This window comes from Spirosoma litoris (assembly GCF_054776755.1).
The window spans coordinates 55,185-70,051 of the sequence record NZ_BAAHBI010000023.1; the positions used below are offsets into that span (position 1 = coordinate 55,185).

Sequence of the window (14,867 nt, forward strand, 5' to 3'; positions counted from 1 at the left end):
TACGTTGTACTATTTTTTTGAAATTTTTTTCGACAGGATTAACAGGATAAAACAGGATTCTATGTATCAGTTAAAATCCTGTTTTATCCTGTTAATCCTGTCGAAAAAAATTAATTATTGATCGGTTGAGCAATGCCGAATTTTTGAAAGGAGTAAATTCGATGTTTGCCATTGTCTTTTACGGCCCAGTTCTCCCAAAAACAAATGACCAGAAGCCATTGCGAAATATCGGCCTGACGGGCTTCGTAGCCACGTTGGCGTAGCGACTTTTTGACGTCCAGCGTAGTGGTGCTGCCGTTAGCCAGAATGAGTGCCGTGGCCACAAATCGAATAACCAGCGGGTCTAATTTTTTACGTTGTGCCTCCATCTTACGATTTGATTCTGACGATGTACCGAACCGTACATTGCGCCTGGTTGTAAACAATGAATTCGTTCTTTTGCAGACTAACTCCCTGACGGGCAAATACCGAATCATATCGGGAATCTAGTTTCTTTAGCGCGTTGCCGTCCAACTGCATATGCTGCGGTTCGTGTTTGGTCAGTTCCAGTTGCTCACCAACGTGTACTTCGTAAATCGCGAGATACGCTTCATTCTGCCGACCGTTAGTCCAGACCGAACCGTTCAGCGATGTGTAGTTGAGTGACTTGCTAAATTGATCGGCGAAGTAGATTCCGTATCCGAACATTTTGCCCGTGATTACCGCATTGGCTGGGCGTAGCACCAAACCATTTTTCAGAATCGACAGCCAATTCTCGCTACGGCTTCCGTGCCAGAGGGCCAGCGTTTTACGATTTTGTTGTTTACCTATGTAGGCATTGAAAGCAGCGTCGGTAGCAGCATGACGTACGCTGAAAGCCGCGTCGAATTTGTTGGCATCGGCCCCCATCATTTGTTTGATGAGTTTCAGAACGTGGTTGTCTGTTTCGGGTTCGATGGTCAGATTCATACTTTCCAGAAGCGTTGGCGGAGCCTGGTCGGGACCGGTTGGAACGGGGGCTAGTTCGACCTGACCGCGCATGACATCGAGCGTTGCCTGTTCGTCGGCGAGGTTGTCCCGAAGAGGTTGGAGATCATCGGCCGAAAGCGGTGTATCACTTGCCAGGTGCTGTCCGACGTGGGCCATACGACGGGGAATCACTTTAAACAGGTCGAGGAGTTTGGCGTTATAAGCAACCGTATCCATACCTACCTTTAGGTGCTTGGCTAACTCATCGAGCATTTGTTGGGCCACTTCAACCTGTTTGCGGGTAACTTGCTGAGCGGTAACGGTATAGTTCTGAAAAATAGACAGATTAGCTAATTCCAGTAGCCGACTCATCAGGCCACGCACAGCTGGATCGGCAATGGTGCTGGCATCTGTTACAGGGCTGGATTCTGCAAAAAGGTGGGTCTGGTCGGTATAGCCCTTGGCGGTTTTCTCACGGAGTTTCTGGTTCCACTGCGCTATGGGATGGGTAGCTTTATTGCGAAAACCACCTACCCGGCCGTAGTAGACATCGAACGTACCGTTTTCATTTTCACGCATTTCATAGAATTTGTTGTTGTTTTCGGCGGTCACCATAATCAGTTTCACCGTCCGTAGCGTCGAGTTGGGTGATTCGGATGGCATAGGCCTAACTTGTTCAGCAGGAGTAAGCTTCAGGGTATTGGGGTGTGGGCGAACTGTAGTATCGGTATCGACTGAGGCAGGGCGGTTCCATACCCGTTGGAGCAACTGGTTCAGCATAATCTTAGTCAGGAGTTGTGAAGGATAGTCAAGTATTGTCAGGGGTGGTCAGAAGCGGTCAAGTCTTGTCAGGAATGGCCAAGTCTTGTCGAGAGTAGTATTGGAAACCTTACTTATCTACTCTTGACAGCCCCTGACCACTCCTGACCAATTTATTAGGCCAGCATTTTGCGTAAAACGCCAAGCCGGTTGCGAGAGAAACCAACCGTTTTTTCGGAAAAATGGCTGCAATCGGGGCTGAGATCAAAGGCCAGTCGATGACCGGGAGCCGATGCATAAGCTGTTAATAATTCCTGCCACTGGCGGTTATAGGCAAAGTGAGACAACAGGAGTCGTCCACGATTCAGGTATTTTTTCTGTTTGGGAGTCAGGCCAGACCAATCGGTATCATCAGGCCGGAGTAAAGCAGGAAGCGCCGTTGCAGGAGCATCCGGGTGTAGTTGCTGAAGTAAAAATAAACCCAGTTCGAGGTCAACTAATTGCCGGGTTGAAAGCGATGGGCGGGGCGTGTAAGCCGATGTGTTTGCGCGGGGACGTGAGGTATGAGTCATGATAAGTCTATGTGATTGTCCGATTCAAAAGTATACTACCCAAAACGTAATCTATTTACGGTCTTCTTTTTTATTGAAAAAAGTTTCGCTCCTTTGTGCTCGCCAAATATAATCACAATTTGAGTGAATATGTTTTATTTGTATTATATATAATATTGTATGCCTATAACCCGCTCAGCCTTTCAACGGTATCGACTCATCGACGAAATCATTAGCCGATATCCGCGCCGGTACTCAAAGCAGAAACTTTTTGAACTCTGCCAGGATAAATGCGGCATCCGGTCTATTTCGTCGCTCGAAAAGGATATTCAACGGATGCGCGAAGACCACGATGCGCCTATTGAGTACGATAAACGGGCCAACGGTTATTATTACAGCAATCCACAATTCCGGTTGCTGAACTTAATGCTGACTCCCGACGATATGGAAGCGTTGGAGCAGGCGCGGGAAGTACTGGCAGCTACACAGGGCGCGTCGGTAGCCGATGAACTGGATAATGCCTTACAACGTGTGCGGCAGAGTCTGGACATTATTCGGGAAGTGAAAACCGATGCGCCAACGCGACGGGTTGTGTATGTTGAGGAGAAAATCCTGGGTGGCAATCGGCAGTATGTACCCGTGTTAATCAGAGCGGTGAACCAGAATCGGCAGGTGGCGTTTCGATATCTCAAGCACGAAGAAGCCGTATCGATGAGTGGTAGCCTGACCATGCGCAAAGCCAAAGCCCGCACCGTTGACCCCAATCTTGTTACGCTCGAACGGCCCAAACTGCGGATTCTTCACCCAATTCTATTGCGGGAGGTGTCTGATAGCTGGTACGTCATTGGCTACGACGCGGCCAGTGGGGGCGAACGAACCTTTGCCCTCGACCGCATGAGCGAACTTGAATTGCTAGACGATCCTTGCGATGTTCCGCCGACTGTACTAGCCAATGTAAGCGACTTATTCGAGCATATTTACGGCATAACAGACAGCCACGGTCCGGTTGAAGATATTGTCTTGTCATTCAGTCCGTTGTTTGGGCGCTACGTAAAAGCTAAACCCATTCACCAAACTCAGGAGGTACTGAGCGACACCGAAACCGAATGCATCGTCCGGCTTCGACTGGCACCCAACCGCGACCTGCTCATGCACCTGCGCAGCTACGGCGAACACCTGACGGTTCTGCAACCGGCAAGTCTGGTGAAAGAGATGAAGACGTCGCTGGAGGCTACGCTGGCGCGGTATTGAAGCTTGTGATAAGTGATGTCAGCTACTTATAGCTGACGTCTTAGGTTTCTCAAAACCTACCGGTGCGAAGAATTAAGTTTTGAGAATCGCAACGGCGAACCGTCCTGAAATGTCGGTTATAAGTAACTGACACCACGATAAACAAACAAGCCCTATGCCCTCATTTACAACAACCCTTCTGAAATTCGGTGAAAAAGGAGATAAAACCCGGTGGACGTACATCGAGATTCCGCTTGCCATTAGCGACGAACTGAAACCCGGACAGAAAAAGGCCTTTCGCGTGAAGGGAACGCTGGATAATTACCCCATTAAGCTGGTTGCTCTACTTCCGATGGGGCGCTCCATAAACCCAGATGGCGGTTTTATGATGCCCATAAACGCTACCATGCGTCGGGGAATCGGGAAGGAAGAAGAAGGAACACAAATCAAGGTCACTCTTGAAGTCGATAACGATCCATTGCCGCAATCCGCTGATTTGCTTGAGTGCTTAGAAGACGACCCAGCCGCCTTAGCGAACTTCCGCAAGTTGAGCCCAAGCCATCAGAACTACTTCAGCAACTGGATTGAAGACGCCAAAACCATCGATACCAAAACCAAACGACTGACACAGGCCGTCACGGGTTTGTCATTGGGCATGAATTTTGGCGAGATGATAAGGCATTTCAAGAAATACGTCTGAACCGGGATTTTAATGAGATTTAAAAGATTAACAAGATTACTTAATACAGAACATATTAATCCTGAAAATCTTTTAAATCTTGTTGAAATCCCGGTTCAGACTAGTTAAACGGCAAAATCAGCTTCAGGCAAACATTCCGGCCCATGCCGTACATACCGAGGTGACCGTTGGGCGATTGTGTGAAATATTCGAAATACTTCAACCGGCTCAGGTTCGATTGGTAGGCGACGTCGAACAGATTATTGACCTGAAACACTACGTGCCAGGTTGGCTTGTTTTGGCTCACACGAATCGACGCATCGGCACCCGTATTGACCAGCGTGTAAGCGGCCGTTGCCGTTTCGGTATCATTCAGACCCAGATAGCGATCTTGCCGGGCGTTGTAATCCACATCGGCTTTGATCGTAATATCGGTCAGCCATTTAGACTTTGTTGGAAGAAGCTGACTAACACCCGTCGATATGCGTAGAGGAGGGATAAAAGGCAGGTATTGGCCCAGAACGCCCGCATCGGTGTACCGCTGCCCCCGATTATAGCCGTATACCAGCGCAATACTATTGTCGAAAGTGAATCCCCGCCAGGTAGTTGGATGCAGGCTGAACTGGGTTTCGAACCCATATAATTGAGCCGAAGACTGCTGATATTGGTAGGTCTTGTTTCCCGGCACAATCACGACGGGTTCGCCCTGTGCATCGACTAGCTGCGCGAGTGAAATGTAGTTCTGAATGAAGTTATTGAACACGCTTACCCCAAAATTGACGTCTGGAAAAGTGGCTGTCAGACCAAGATCTTGCTGAAAACTGAACTCAGGATTGAAGTTACGGTTACCGATATAGACGATGTGCGCACCGGGGTCAAGTCCGTTAGAGGCAATTTCAGTGATGCTTGGTGCGCGATACCCTCGGGCGATATTGGCTTTAAGAGCCAGCTTGTCCGAAAACTCGTAAGTCGCGCCCAGGCTCATCGAAATACCCGTAAATGATTGATGAAGAGCGGGAAACTGCAAGGTCGATCTGGCCGTATCGGGTAAAGTAGCGTGTTGTTCGAAACCCGTGTGTGGATCGACACGCACGTAAAAATCATCTCCGGTCAAGCGCCGTCGGTCATAGCGTAAACCACCACTTAACGTTAGTTTCTCGGCCTGCCATTTCAGGAACACAAACGTACCGACATCAAAGAGATTGTAATCTGGGATGGGGAAAGCCGTGCCATTCTTGTTTTTGTTGGCCTGATACATTCCGTTAACGCCCACCGTTGTTGCCAGCTTCCCGAAGTTTGGCAGGTTATACCGCAAGCCATAATTAAAGGTGTTCAGCCGAACGAATAAACCAGCCTGGTCAGGTTGGGTTGGGTGGTTATATTCCCGACGTACGTTTTGCTGAAAGGCGAGCAGTAAATCGATCTCGCCGTTGCCAATTTGATAGTGGTTATTGGTATGGAGTCGATAGTGCTGAATGTGCTGATGGAGTGGGCTAAGCTTATACGACGATAGTTCGCTGGCAGGTACAATTGGGCGATTCCGGATGTCGTCCAGATCGGCTTCGGCAACCTGTTTAGTAAACTGGCGGGTCAAGGAATCGCGGCTGCCATCGGGAATCCCCTGCAAATTGTCGTAGAGCGAAGCGCCGAAACGAGAGTAACCCTGATGTCCCGAATATCCGAGCATGGCGGTTAAGGTCCGCTCCGAAAAGCCGGTATTATAAATCCGACCGTCGATCTTGTTGGTGTAATTGGTGGCGGCTCGTATGGAACCACGTAAATTCCAGGCCCAGCGCGACCCGCCCGACGCCAAACTCAGCGACTCGCCCAACAGCCGGTTATTCGATTGATATTCCGTTACAATCCCAACTTTGAGTTTGCCTTCGGTATCTTTTGGGTAGTTTGGCATCATGCTCACCACACCCGCCAACGCGTCGGAACCGTACATCAAACTGGCAGGGCCTTTGATTACCTCGGCCCGGCTGATGTTGTAATTATCAACCTCGACCCCATGCTCATCACCCCACTGCTGCCCTTCCTGCCGAACGCCGTCGTAGAGGGTTAGCACACGGTTATAGCCCAGGCCGCGGATGAAGGGTTTGGAAATATTCGGGCCTGTTTTAACTGCATTCAGACCCGGTGCATTCTTCACCAGTACGTCGATGATATTGCTGCTGCTTGAACTCTCGATGGCCCGCGACGAGATGGCCAGAATCGCGACGGGATTCTGCCGGAGAAGCGTTCCGCGTGTAACTCCTGTAACAACAACTTCGTTGAGCGCATTCACAACAGGGAGTAAAATAGCATTGTACTGGTCCGTTTGGGCACTAATTTGTAGTGTGTCGGATTTGTAGCCGACGCAGGAAATAATCAATTCATGCGCTAACGTATCGGCCTTGATCGAGAGCGAAAACTGCCCTCGAGCGTCAGTAATTGCCCCTTTACTTTGTCCGGTCAGACTTACGTTGCCAAACGGAATGGGTTTATGGTTGTCGGCATCGGTAACTGAGCCGCGAATAATTCGGGTAGGAGATGGCTGTGCATACAGCATGCTTAGCCCGAGACTGTACAGTCCCAAGCTGATCAGCAGGAAAAATTTGTTCATTCAGGGTGTTAACGTTTGGTGAAGTACTCCAGAGAATACAGCATGAAGCATCGGCCGGAAGGTCGATGTTTGCCAATCAGGAAATTACCAAACGACGGGAGGACCCCGGTGAGAGAAGCAACGGAAACGGAAATGAGACTGAAAGGCGCGGTTCCTGAACAGAAAAACCGATTGCAAACGCTCCCGCAACAGAAATAAAAACGCAAAGAAACTGCCAACAACTACGGGCAGATTGGCCGCCAGATCGAGCAGTAGAATTTCCTGCGCTGTATGGTTATTGGGAAGAATAGGCCCTTTTCCAAAAGGCCAGTAGGGGTGAGCGTGGACAATCAGTTTACCACTCGGCAAGCGGTGCGCGTGGCGAAATACCACACCATTAAGCCACATCGCCAGAAAGAGGCCAAGCAGCAAACGGGCTACGCGCAACCGATGTATGTGGAGCAAACCGAGCATTGATTCGTGGGAATCAGTCTATCAAACCTGTACCAAAGATACGCAGGCGAATTATAATTGGTTTTAGACGAGTCTAAAAAAAATGTTTCATTGATTAAATGGCCGTTTTGTGGCTTGGAGAGCGAAAGAATTTATTTTTTCTGACAGGATTTACAGGATAAACAGGATTTTTCTAGACGATTAATCCTGTTTATCATGTAAATCCTGTCGAAAACTTTTAGCGACCTTTGCGTTAGAAAACTAATCCTATGACCGTCGAAAATAAAACCATCATCATCTCAGGAGCCTCGCGGGGAATCGGCCGGGCAACGGCTTTGCTCTTGGCCGAACACGGTGCCAATGTGGTTGTAACCGCGCGCAACGCCGAAGAACTAGCTCAACTCGAAAAGGAAGCCACCGAAGGCCATGTTCGGGGCAAAATCGTAGCTGTTCCCGGCAACGTTACCAGTGAATCGGATATGGAAGCGGTTGTTCAAACCGCCCTTGATCAGTTCAAACATATCGATGTCGTTATCAACAACGCGGGTTACGGTGTTTTCAAAAATGTAGACGAACTCACCGTCAGCGAGTGGGACGACCTGATGGCGACCAATGTAAAAGGCACCTTCATCCTGACCAAAGCCGCGTTACCAAGCCTGAAAGCACAGGGCTCGGGACATGTCGTTGTGGTGGCATCGGACGTGGCCAAGCGTACCTTTGCGGGCGGGTCTTTATACACGGCCAGCAAGTACGCACAGGAAGCCTTCACGGGTGCGCTGCGGAAAGAAGTGCGTTCGTTTGGCATCAAAGTGACGGGTGTTTACTCTGGTCTGGTAGACTCGAATTTCCACGCTAAAGGTGATCGCTCTGACAAACGGGCGAGTTGGCTCCAGAACGAAGACATGGCAGAATCGATGCTGTTCATTGTCAGCCGCCCGGCGCATGTGGTTATTGATGAGTTTATGGTACACCCGTTGTCGCAGGAGTATTGAGAGGAGAAAAAGGAGGAAGGACGAGAGGGAGAAGGGGAATGATTCGTTTCCTTTCTCTCTTACTCAACTGACACAAAGTGCAAACAATTGTAAGATGATTTTATCGCACGATGATTCTGTCTTACGATAAAATCATCTCCTATTTTTCGGGGTTATAATGTGAGCTGGCAGTAAGCTTTACCGCTATTACTCTTCCTCTGATTGCAACCAACCCACCAATAATGAAGGCCTTTCTTGTATTACTCTTTGCCCTTTCAAGTTTTCATGCCCTTGCGCAGTCAAGCGTAAATCCTACTAAACCTACGTCAAAACGGTACTTTGGCCTCCATTTCGATTTTCATGCTGTAGCTGAAGATTCACTGATTGGACGAAATCTGTCTGAAAAAAGCCTGGATTCATTGCTAACGGCGGTCAAGCCCGATTTTATTCAGGTCGATTGTAAAGGACATCCGGGTGTGTCGAGTTATCCGTCAAAAGTGGCCAATGCGACGGTCGCTCCACACATCGTTAACGATCCGCTGGCATTTTATCGGGCTGTTACTCGTAAACATGGCGTCGATTTGTACCTGCATTATTCGGGTGTGTACGATGATGCGGTATTGGCTAAACATCCAAATTGGGCAGTCCAAAAAGCTGATGTGACTATCGATAAATCGAAAACATCCGTCCACGGCCCTTACGTCGATTCGTTGTTGATTCCGCAATTGAACGAATTGGCCGATTACGGTGCGGATGGCGTGTGGGTCGATGGGGAGTGCTGGGCAACGGTGCTGGATTACTCACCAACGGCACTGGCGAAATTTCGAGCTGAGACGGGTATTCAAACCGTACCACGTTCGGAGAAGGATGCTGGCTACAGGGCGTTTATAGACTTCGCCCGGCGTTCGTTCACTCAGTACATCGGGCATTATACGGATGCTGTCCATCGGCATCGGCCAACGTTCAGAATCGCGTCGAACTGGGCGTATTCGTCTATGATGCCGGAACCCATCAAGACTAATGTCGACTTTCTGTCGGGTGATCTGACGCCCAGTAACAGTGTAAATTCCGCGGCTCTGGAAGGACGGGTTATGGCTGCCCAAGGCCAGCTTTACCACAAACCATGGGATCTGATGTCGTGGAGCTTCTGGTATGAATTTAGTCCCGTGCAGCGGCAGGGCGATCAGAAAACAGCGGTTCATCTGATGCAGGAAGCCGCCGAAATAATCTCACTTGGCGGTGGTTTTCAGGCTTATTACCAGCAGCGTCGTGATGCCTCAATTGGTCTTCGCGAATTGCCTGTGATGACAAAATTAGCTGAGTTTGTACGGGCCCGTCAGCCTTTCTGCGAAGGAAGCACGCCCATTCCGCAAATTGCGGTACTGTATGCTAATTCGACCGTTAATACATTCAATAAAGGGCTGTTTGGTAATGGGCAAACGCAACGGATCAATGGGGTGCTAACGGCGCTTCTGGATGCACAACTGCCTGTTGAAGTGCTCTCAGAGCAACATCTTCAGGGACAGTTAAATCAATATCCGGTAATTGTGGTGTCGCAGCAGGATTCCCTAAATCCGACGTTTCGGCAGGAGCTACTTGACTATACCCGTCAGGGCGGTCATTTGCTGTTAATAGGTGCTCAAACGACGTCTTCATTTGCTACAGAACTGGGCGTTGCGACGACAGCTGCATTGGCGAAAGGGCCCAAATGGGTGTTGCATAAGGGAGCATCTGTTGTACTCACGGGACCATTTCAGCCTGTGCGTGTTGCGAGCAAGACTACGAAAGCCGTTGGTCAATTTCTCAAATCGGAAACCGGTGATCCCGTGGAGGGCGTTATTGCTACCGAAACGCCATTTGGCAAAGGTCAACTAACGGCCGTATATGCTGATCTGAGTCGCGATTACGAAAAACACCAGTCGGCGAAACTACGGGATTTTATTTCGTCACTAACTCGCCCGTTGCTGCCTAAGCCTTTGATTGAGGTGACTGGTTCGCATTTGGTACATGTGGTTTTGAATCGTCAACATAACCGATTAGCTGTTAATCTGATTAATACGGGTGGTCGCCACGCCGACCCGCAAGTATTTACCTACGACGAAGTGCCGCTCCTGACGAACCTAACCGTCCGACTTCGCACGGCTACAAAGCCCAAACGTATTGTCCAGCAGCCCGAAAACAAAACCTTACCGATTCGTTATGCCAATGGGATTGCTACAGTGATTGTACCGGAGTTAGGTGTGCACTCGGTGTTGATTGTTGAGTAATATGAGACGGACTAGCGCGAGTATTTGCTCGTGCTTTTTTATATCGCCAGCATTCGCTGGCGTTTGGGTTGATTGCATAGACGCCAGTGAATACTGGCTTCATAAAAAGGCACGAGCAAATACTCGCGCCAGAGCTTCAATTCACAACACGGGCTGAAGCCCGTAGATACATTTATATCACAACGTAAACTTCAGCGCTAAATTCACAATTCGACCCTCAAGCGGTGCCCAAATGGGGCGGAAGGTGGGCTGAACCGTTGGATTCGCGCCGAGAACAACGGTTTCGTAATTGGCCTGCTTAATATTGAACAGGTTTTCGGCGTTCAGAACGAGTCGCCAGTGATCGTTGTAATGGTATTCGGCGGCTCCGGCGAAGAACCAGTAATTGGCCACTTTCTGGTTGTTGTACAGGTATTGATTGCCAACGTAACTTGTTTCGATGCCAAACCGGAAATGGTCGTTTTCCCAGGCCACCGTAGTTGAGAATTTGTCTTGGGGAGCCAGCGGCAAGTATGTATTGTCGGTTGGGCCGTCGCGACGGGCGAGGGTATGATTATAACCGAAATACAGTTCATACGCTTTGTATTCCAGGCGGACGTAAGTATCAGTTCCGAGGCTAAGGATGTTATAAGGCGCGTTGATGAGTTGGGTATAAGCGCCCAGATTATTCGACGTGCTGGCAAAGGCCGACACTACTGGCGAGTTGACATAGGTGTAATAAAGCGCCTGATCGACCTGAAGCGAAATGCCACTTTCGAACGACTTGGAATACGCAATGTCGATGTTGCCGCCAACGGACCGTTCTGCTTTTACGGAATTGACATCAATCGGCAGTAACCGTGGGAAAATCAAGCTGACATTTAAGGCGCCGGGTGTCTGGTTGACAAACAGGTTCGGGGTTTTGTAACCCGTTCCAACACTCAATCGAACGGTCCAGGGCTCAGCGGGTTTCAGCTTCACCGACAACCGGGGCAATAGAAAACTGCCAAATGTATTGTGATGATCGAGCCGGAGTCCGGCCTGTATAGCCACTTTTTCGCCTACTTGCCAATCGTCCTGTACAAATCCGCCGATGGTCTGGTAGGTATAATCGACAAGCCGGGTGCTGTCAGGATTTTTGCGGAAAGCTTCTACCGTCAAATTGGCGCCTACAATGAGCTGATGTTTGCCGAGTCGAGCCAGATTATTCCCCTCCAGATAGATGGATGATTGCCGTCCATCGGACAATTTTTGATAGTCTGTATTCTGGCGATGGAATGTACTAACCGCTCCTTTCAGTGTCAGCGTATTTGTTTCAGACGTGTTATGGTTGATATCGAAATCAACCGTGTGTCGTTGCAGGTCGGTGAGGTTTTTATAACCGTTGGCAAACGATCCTTCCAGAGCAGGGAGATAGCCACCTTCGCGGTGTTCCTTCGTAAACGAGTATCCGATGTTGAGTTTCGTACGATCGGATGGAGTATAGAAAAATTTAGGGTGGAAGTTGAACTGCCTGATGCCCGGACTATCCGTAAACCCATCACCCGTTACGTCTACGGCCTGTTGGTCAGTATAACCTGCAAATAAGGTCAGGCCAGTTTTACCATAGCGTTGCGAATAATAGGCGTTGAGGTTGTTTTCTTTGAGGCCCGAGTGGTTGAGCAGGGCGGTAAACTCCGGCTTCTCGGACGTGGGTGTCTTGGAAACAATGTTGATCATGCCACCAATAGCTCCTCCACCGTAAAGCGTCGAAACCGAACCTTTGAAGACTTCAATCTGCTTCAGATCAAGTGGTGGAATCTGCAACACACCAAGGTTTCCCGAAAAGCCTTCGTACAGGGGCAGACCATCGCGCAGAATTTGCGTGTACTTCGGATCAAGTCCCTGCATCCGAATGGCCTGATTGCCATTGGTGGCCGATGTGCGTTGTACATGAATGATCGAAATATCGCCCAGAATACTGCTCACGTTGCCGGGCACTACGGCACTTTCTTCGTCCATATCTTCCTGGCCGAGAACTTCAACTTTTATCGGTAAATCCTCGATACGCGAATTGGTACGGGTGCCGGTTACAGTTACTTCGTCGATGGCTTCAACAGCGGCTTTCAGACGAAAAACGAGCGTATCGGCTCCCGCTGTTAGCGGAAAAACTTCTGTTTCATAACCCACGGCACTAACCGTCAGAGTTTTGACTTCCGCTGGCAAATTGGGAATTCGGGCAACGCCATTGACATCCGTCACAGCGCCAATGACGGGTCGGGCTGCGTTCAGCTTAGTAGAAGTTTGAACCGTGGCGGCAATGACTGGTTCGTGGGTGAGACTGTCTTCAACCCGAATAACCCGATTGGTCTGGCCAAATACGGGCATAATCGCCAGGGTGAGTAGCGTAAAAAGGACAACTAGTTTCATTCCATACAGATTTTATCGGCAAGTAAAGAATGAATTATGAAGAGAATTTGAAGTATTGATTTTCTTCTACGATTGCAATCCTATTTGAAATGAATGCATTCCGCTTTTGTTGTTGTACTCATACGTTAGCGACAAGCCGTACCGATCCGCAATCTGTTTCACTAACGCTAAGCCTAGCCCTGTTGAGTCAGGGCGGGCAGGATTTTTAACGAACCGATTGAATAATAAACTGTCGGCGAATGGGAGCGGGGTACCCGTGTTTTGAACCGTGAGCGAATTTGTCGTTAAAGTAATTCCGACAGAACCGCTGGTTTCTCCCGGTCGGGCACCTCCATGCCGGGCCGCATTTTTTAGTAGGTTAGTGACCAGCACAACCGCCAGTTGTCGATTAATGTGCAACTGTACGGCTGGTAAAATCGACTGCCTGATGACCATGTTTTTGTGCTCGAAAAATGGCTCATACTCCGCAATGTATTGCGTCAATAGAGCACTAAAATCCAGCGGTTCATCGGCTGAAAACTGGTCATTTTCAACCTGAGTGAGCAACAATAACGAACGGTTCAGTTGACTAAGCCGGCTAAGGGCATCGGTTGCCCGTTGTAGGTGAATATGATCAGCTTCATTTAGCCGTTCCGATTGCATCAGGAAGTCCAATTCTGCCGAAGCCACGGCCAGCGGTGTTTGCAACTCGTGCGATGCGTTTTCGGTAAACTGTTTCTGCAATGAAAATTGCCGACGCAGTTTCTGCGTCAGTTCACTCAAGGAGCGACTGAGCAAACCAAACTCCCGGACGCGACTTTCGGGGAAGGGCTGATCCGTTGTACTGTCGAGCCGGAAGCTGCCAAGCTGATTGATGGTGCCATAGAATGGGCCCCATAATCGGCGGGATAACCCCAAACCAATGGCTACGGATAAGCCCATTAGGGCCAGAAAGCCAATAATGATTCCGGCCGACATCTCGCGGGCCAATTCGTTGAACTCGTAGTAGGGTAATCGAACCGTTACTAAGTACAGCTGTCCGTTTGCCGACACGGTTTGCTGGAGTTGGCGAATCTGAACCGGTTCATTTGTGCCTAATGAATCCGGCAGAGTACTATCACTAAAATGGGGCCGTAAGGGATTGTTGGCAGGTTCAATGCGTGGGTTATCATCCCAATCCGAAACTTTGCTAAGAGGTTGATGCTGTAGCCGCTGTTCGGTTTGTTCTACTTCGGCGGTTAGAATCTCATCAACTTCATGCCGAATTTTTCGGTGGATGAGCGTATAAAACCCCACTGAGCCGACCAGTGCAATGAACAAGGCCGTCAGTAATAAATAACGGGCAGTTTGACCAAGTAGACTCATGACGTTCGGGTGGAGAAAACATAGCCTGCCCCATAACGCGTCTGGATATAATCGGGACAACCCGCGTTAATGAGCTTCCGACGCAGATTCTTAACGTGCGTGTAGAGGAACTCGTGCGAATCGGCGGCATCCATCGCATCGCCCCAAACGTGTTCGGCAATGGCGGATTTCGATAGGAGTCGGTCGGCATTCGTGACCAGAAAGAGTAAAAGCTCATACTCTTTCCCCGTCAATTTAATGTCTGTATCCTGAATACTTACCCGTTGCTGATCGGGCCAGAGGGTAAGCTCACCCGCCTGTACATGGGCCTGACCACCGAACAACCGTCGGCGGAGTACAGACCGTAATCGGGCATTTAACTCAGGTAAATGAAAGGGCTTCGTCAGGTAGTCATCGGCTCCGGCATCGAGGCCTGTCAGTTTATCGGCCAACGCATCTTTCGCTGTTATGACAATGATGCCCGCTGTTGATTGCCGCTTTTTGAGTGCACGGACCAGGTCGAGGCCGTTGCCGCCCGGAAGCATTAAGTCGACGATCACACAATCGTAGTCATAATCATGTGCTTTCTCCGTGGCCTGCCAATAGGTATCGGCAGTCGTAACGATATAGCCTTCGCTTTCCAGATAATGGCAAACCGCCTTCTGTAAGTCTGGTTCGTCTTCGACTAAGAGAATTTTCATAAGCTGTATGATA

The 14,867-nt window shown here is 49.4% G+C and carries 12 protein-coding genes; 4 read left to right on the plus strand and 8 right to left on the minus strand.

Translation table 11 applies throughout. The features are described from left to right. Positions 1–110 precede the first annotated feature (110 nt). The 3 genes from ACYVGR_RS15335 to ACYVGR_RS15345 form a co-directional block, all read right to left on the minus strand. Positions 111–368, minus strand: coding sequence for a hypothetical protein (locus ACYVGR_RS15335; RefSeq protein WP_460958134.1), 258 nt, complete (start codon positions 366–368; stop codon positions 111–113). Position 369: 1 nt separating this feature from the next. Next, positions 370–1,728 carry an ADP-ribose polymerase gene (locus tag ACYVGR_RS15340; RefSeq protein ID WP_460958136.1) on the minus strand — a complete coding sequence of 453 codons (1,359 nt, stop codon included), beginning with the start codon at positions 1,726–1,728 and terminating at the stop codon, positions 370–372. Positions 1,729–1,883: 155 nt separating this feature from the next. Continuing rightward, complete coding sequence (locus ACYVGR_RS15345) at positions 1,884–2,279, minus strand: pPIWI_RE_Z domain-containing protein (protein ID WP_460958138.1); 396 nt, start codon at positions 2,277–2,279, stop codon at positions 1,884–1,886. A 159-nt stretch (positions 2,280–2,438) separates the two neighbouring features. On the opposite strand from ACYVGR_RS15345, the gene ACYVGR_RS15350 reads away from it, so the two are divergent. Together ACYVGR_RS15350 and ACYVGR_RS15355 are read left to right on the plus strand one after the other, a co-directional pair. Next, positions 2,439–3,509 carry a helix-turn-helix transcriptional regulator gene (locus tag ACYVGR_RS15350; RefSeq protein WP_460958140.1) on the plus strand — a complete coding sequence of 357 codons (1,071 nt, stop codon included), beginning with the start codon at positions 2,439–2,441 and terminating at the stop codon, positions 3,507–3,509. Between the two features lie 154 nt (positions 3,510–3,663). Further along, positions 3,664–4,188: a YdeI/OmpD-associated family protein gene (locus tag ACYVGR_RS15355; RefSeq protein ID WP_460958142.1), complete on the plus strand. Its 525-nt coding sequence runs from the start codon at positions 3,664–3,666 to the stop codon at positions 4,186–4,188. 100 nt (positions 4,189–4,288) lie between these two features. Here the strand turns inward: ACYVGR_RS15355 and ACYVGR_RS15360 are convergent, their stop codons facing one another. Next, positions 4,289–6,772 (minus strand): TonB-dependent receptor, encoded by a 2,484-nt coding sequence (locus ACYVGR_RS15360; protein ID WP_460958144.1) that lies wholly within the window; start codon positions 6,770–6,772, stop codon positions 4,289–4,291. 84 nt (positions 6,773–6,856) lie between these two features. Further along, positions 6,857–7,225, minus strand: coding sequence for a hypothetical protein (locus tag ACYVGR_RS15365; protein ID WP_460958146.1), 369 nt, complete (start codon positions 7,223–7,225; stop codon positions 6,857–6,859). 248 nt (positions 7,226–7,473) lie between these two features. Here ACYVGR_RS15365 and ACYVGR_RS15370 point away from each other — a divergent pair, with 248 nt between their 5' ends. Both ACYVGR_RS15370 and ACYVGR_RS15375 read left to right on the plus strand, forming a co-directional pair. Continuing rightward, a complete protein-coding gene (locus tag ACYVGR_RS15370) occupies positions 7,474–8,196 on the plus strand; it encodes an SDR family oxidoreductase (RefSeq protein WP_460958148.1) in 723 nt (240 codons plus the stop codon). Between the two features lie 221 nt (positions 8,197–8,417). Further along, positions 8,418–10,442 carry a hypothetical protein gene (locus ACYVGR_RS15375; protein ID WP_460958150.1) on the plus strand — a complete coding sequence of 675 codons (2,025 nt, stop codon included), beginning with the start codon at positions 8,418–8,420 and terminating at the stop codon, positions 10,440–10,442. Between the two features lie 177 nt (positions 10,443–10,619). Here ACYVGR_RS15375 and ACYVGR_RS15380 read toward each other — a convergent pair whose 3' ends face one another. The 3 genes from ACYVGR_RS15380 to ACYVGR_RS15390 all read right to left on the minus strand — a co-directional run bounded on the left by ACYVGR_RS15380 (position 10,620) and on the right by ACYVGR_RS15390 (position 14,854). Then, on the minus strand, positions 10,620–12,830 hold the full coding sequence (locus ACYVGR_RS15380) for a TonB-dependent receptor (RefSeq protein WP_460958152.1): 2,211 nt from the start codon (positions 12,828–12,830) through the stop codon (positions 10,620–10,622). A gap of 66 nt (positions 12,831–12,896) precedes the next feature. Then, positions 12,897–14,174 (minus strand): sensor histidine kinase, encoded by a 1,278-nt coding sequence (locus ACYVGR_RS15385; protein WP_460958154.1) that lies wholly within the window; start codon positions 14,172–14,174, stop codon positions 12,897–12,899. After that, positions 14,171–14,854, minus strand: coding sequence for a response regulator transcription factor (locus tag ACYVGR_RS15390; protein WP_460958156.1), 684 nt, complete (start codon positions 14,852–14,854; stop codon positions 14,171–14,173). The genes ACYVGR_RS15385 and ACYVGR_RS15390 overlap by 4 nt, the downstream gene beginning before the upstream one ends. Positions 14,855–14,867: the final 13 nt, after the last annotated feature.

What these genes read in the sequence shown, in the direction of transcription:
- ACYVGR_RS15360 (WP_460958144.1), bottom strand. Translation starts at nt 6,772, where the DNA reads ATGAACAAATTTTTCCTGCTGATCAGCTTGGGACTGTACAGTCTCGGG.
- ACYVGR_RS15390 (WP_460958156.1), bottom strand. Translation starts at nt 14,854, where the DNA reads ATGAAAATTCTCTTAGTCGAAGACGAACCAGACTTACAGAAGGCGGTT.
- ACYVGR_RS15380 (WP_460958152.1), bottom strand. Translation starts at nt 12,830, where the DNA reads ATGAAACTAGTTGTCCTTTTTACGCTACTCACCCTGGCGATTATGCCC.
- ACYVGR_RS15365 (WP_460958146.1), bottom strand. Translation starts at nt 7,225, where the DNA reads ATGCTCGGTTTGCTCCACATACATCGGTTGCGCGTAGCCCGTTTGCTG.
- ACYVGR_RS15345 (WP_460958138.1), bottom strand. Translation starts at nt 2,279, where the DNA reads ATGACTCATACCTCACGTCCCCGCGCAAACACATCGGCTTACACGCCC.
- ACYVGR_RS15375 (WP_460958150.1), top strand. Translation starts at nt 8,418, where the DNA reads ATGAAGGCCTTTCTTGTATTACTCTTTGCCCTTTCAAGTTTTCATGCC.
- ACYVGR_RS15340 (WP_460958136.1), bottom strand. Translation starts at nt 1,728, where the DNA reads ATGCTGAACCAGTTGCTCCAACGGGTATGGAACCGCCCTGCCTCAGTC.
- ACYVGR_RS15370 (WP_460958148.1), top strand. Translation starts at nt 7,474, where the DNA reads ATGACCGTCGAAAATAAAACCATCATCATCTCAGGAGCCTCGCGGGGA.
- ACYVGR_RS15385 (WP_460958154.1), bottom strand. Translation starts at nt 14,174, where the DNA reads ATGAGTCTACTTGGTCAAACTGCCCGTTATTTATTACTGACGGCCTTG.
- ACYVGR_RS15350 (WP_460958140.1), top strand. Translation starts at nt 2,439, where the DNA reads ATGCCTATAACCCGCTCAGCCTTTCAACGGTATCGACTCATCGACGAA.
- ACYVGR_RS15335 (WP_460958134.1), bottom strand. Translation starts at nt 368, where the DNA reads ATGGAGGCACAACGTAAAAAATTAGACCCGCTGGTTATTCGATTTGTG.
- ACYVGR_RS15355 (WP_460958142.1), top strand. Translation starts at nt 3,664, where the DNA reads ATGCCCTCATTTACAACAACCCTTCTGAAATTCGGTGAAAAAGGAGAT.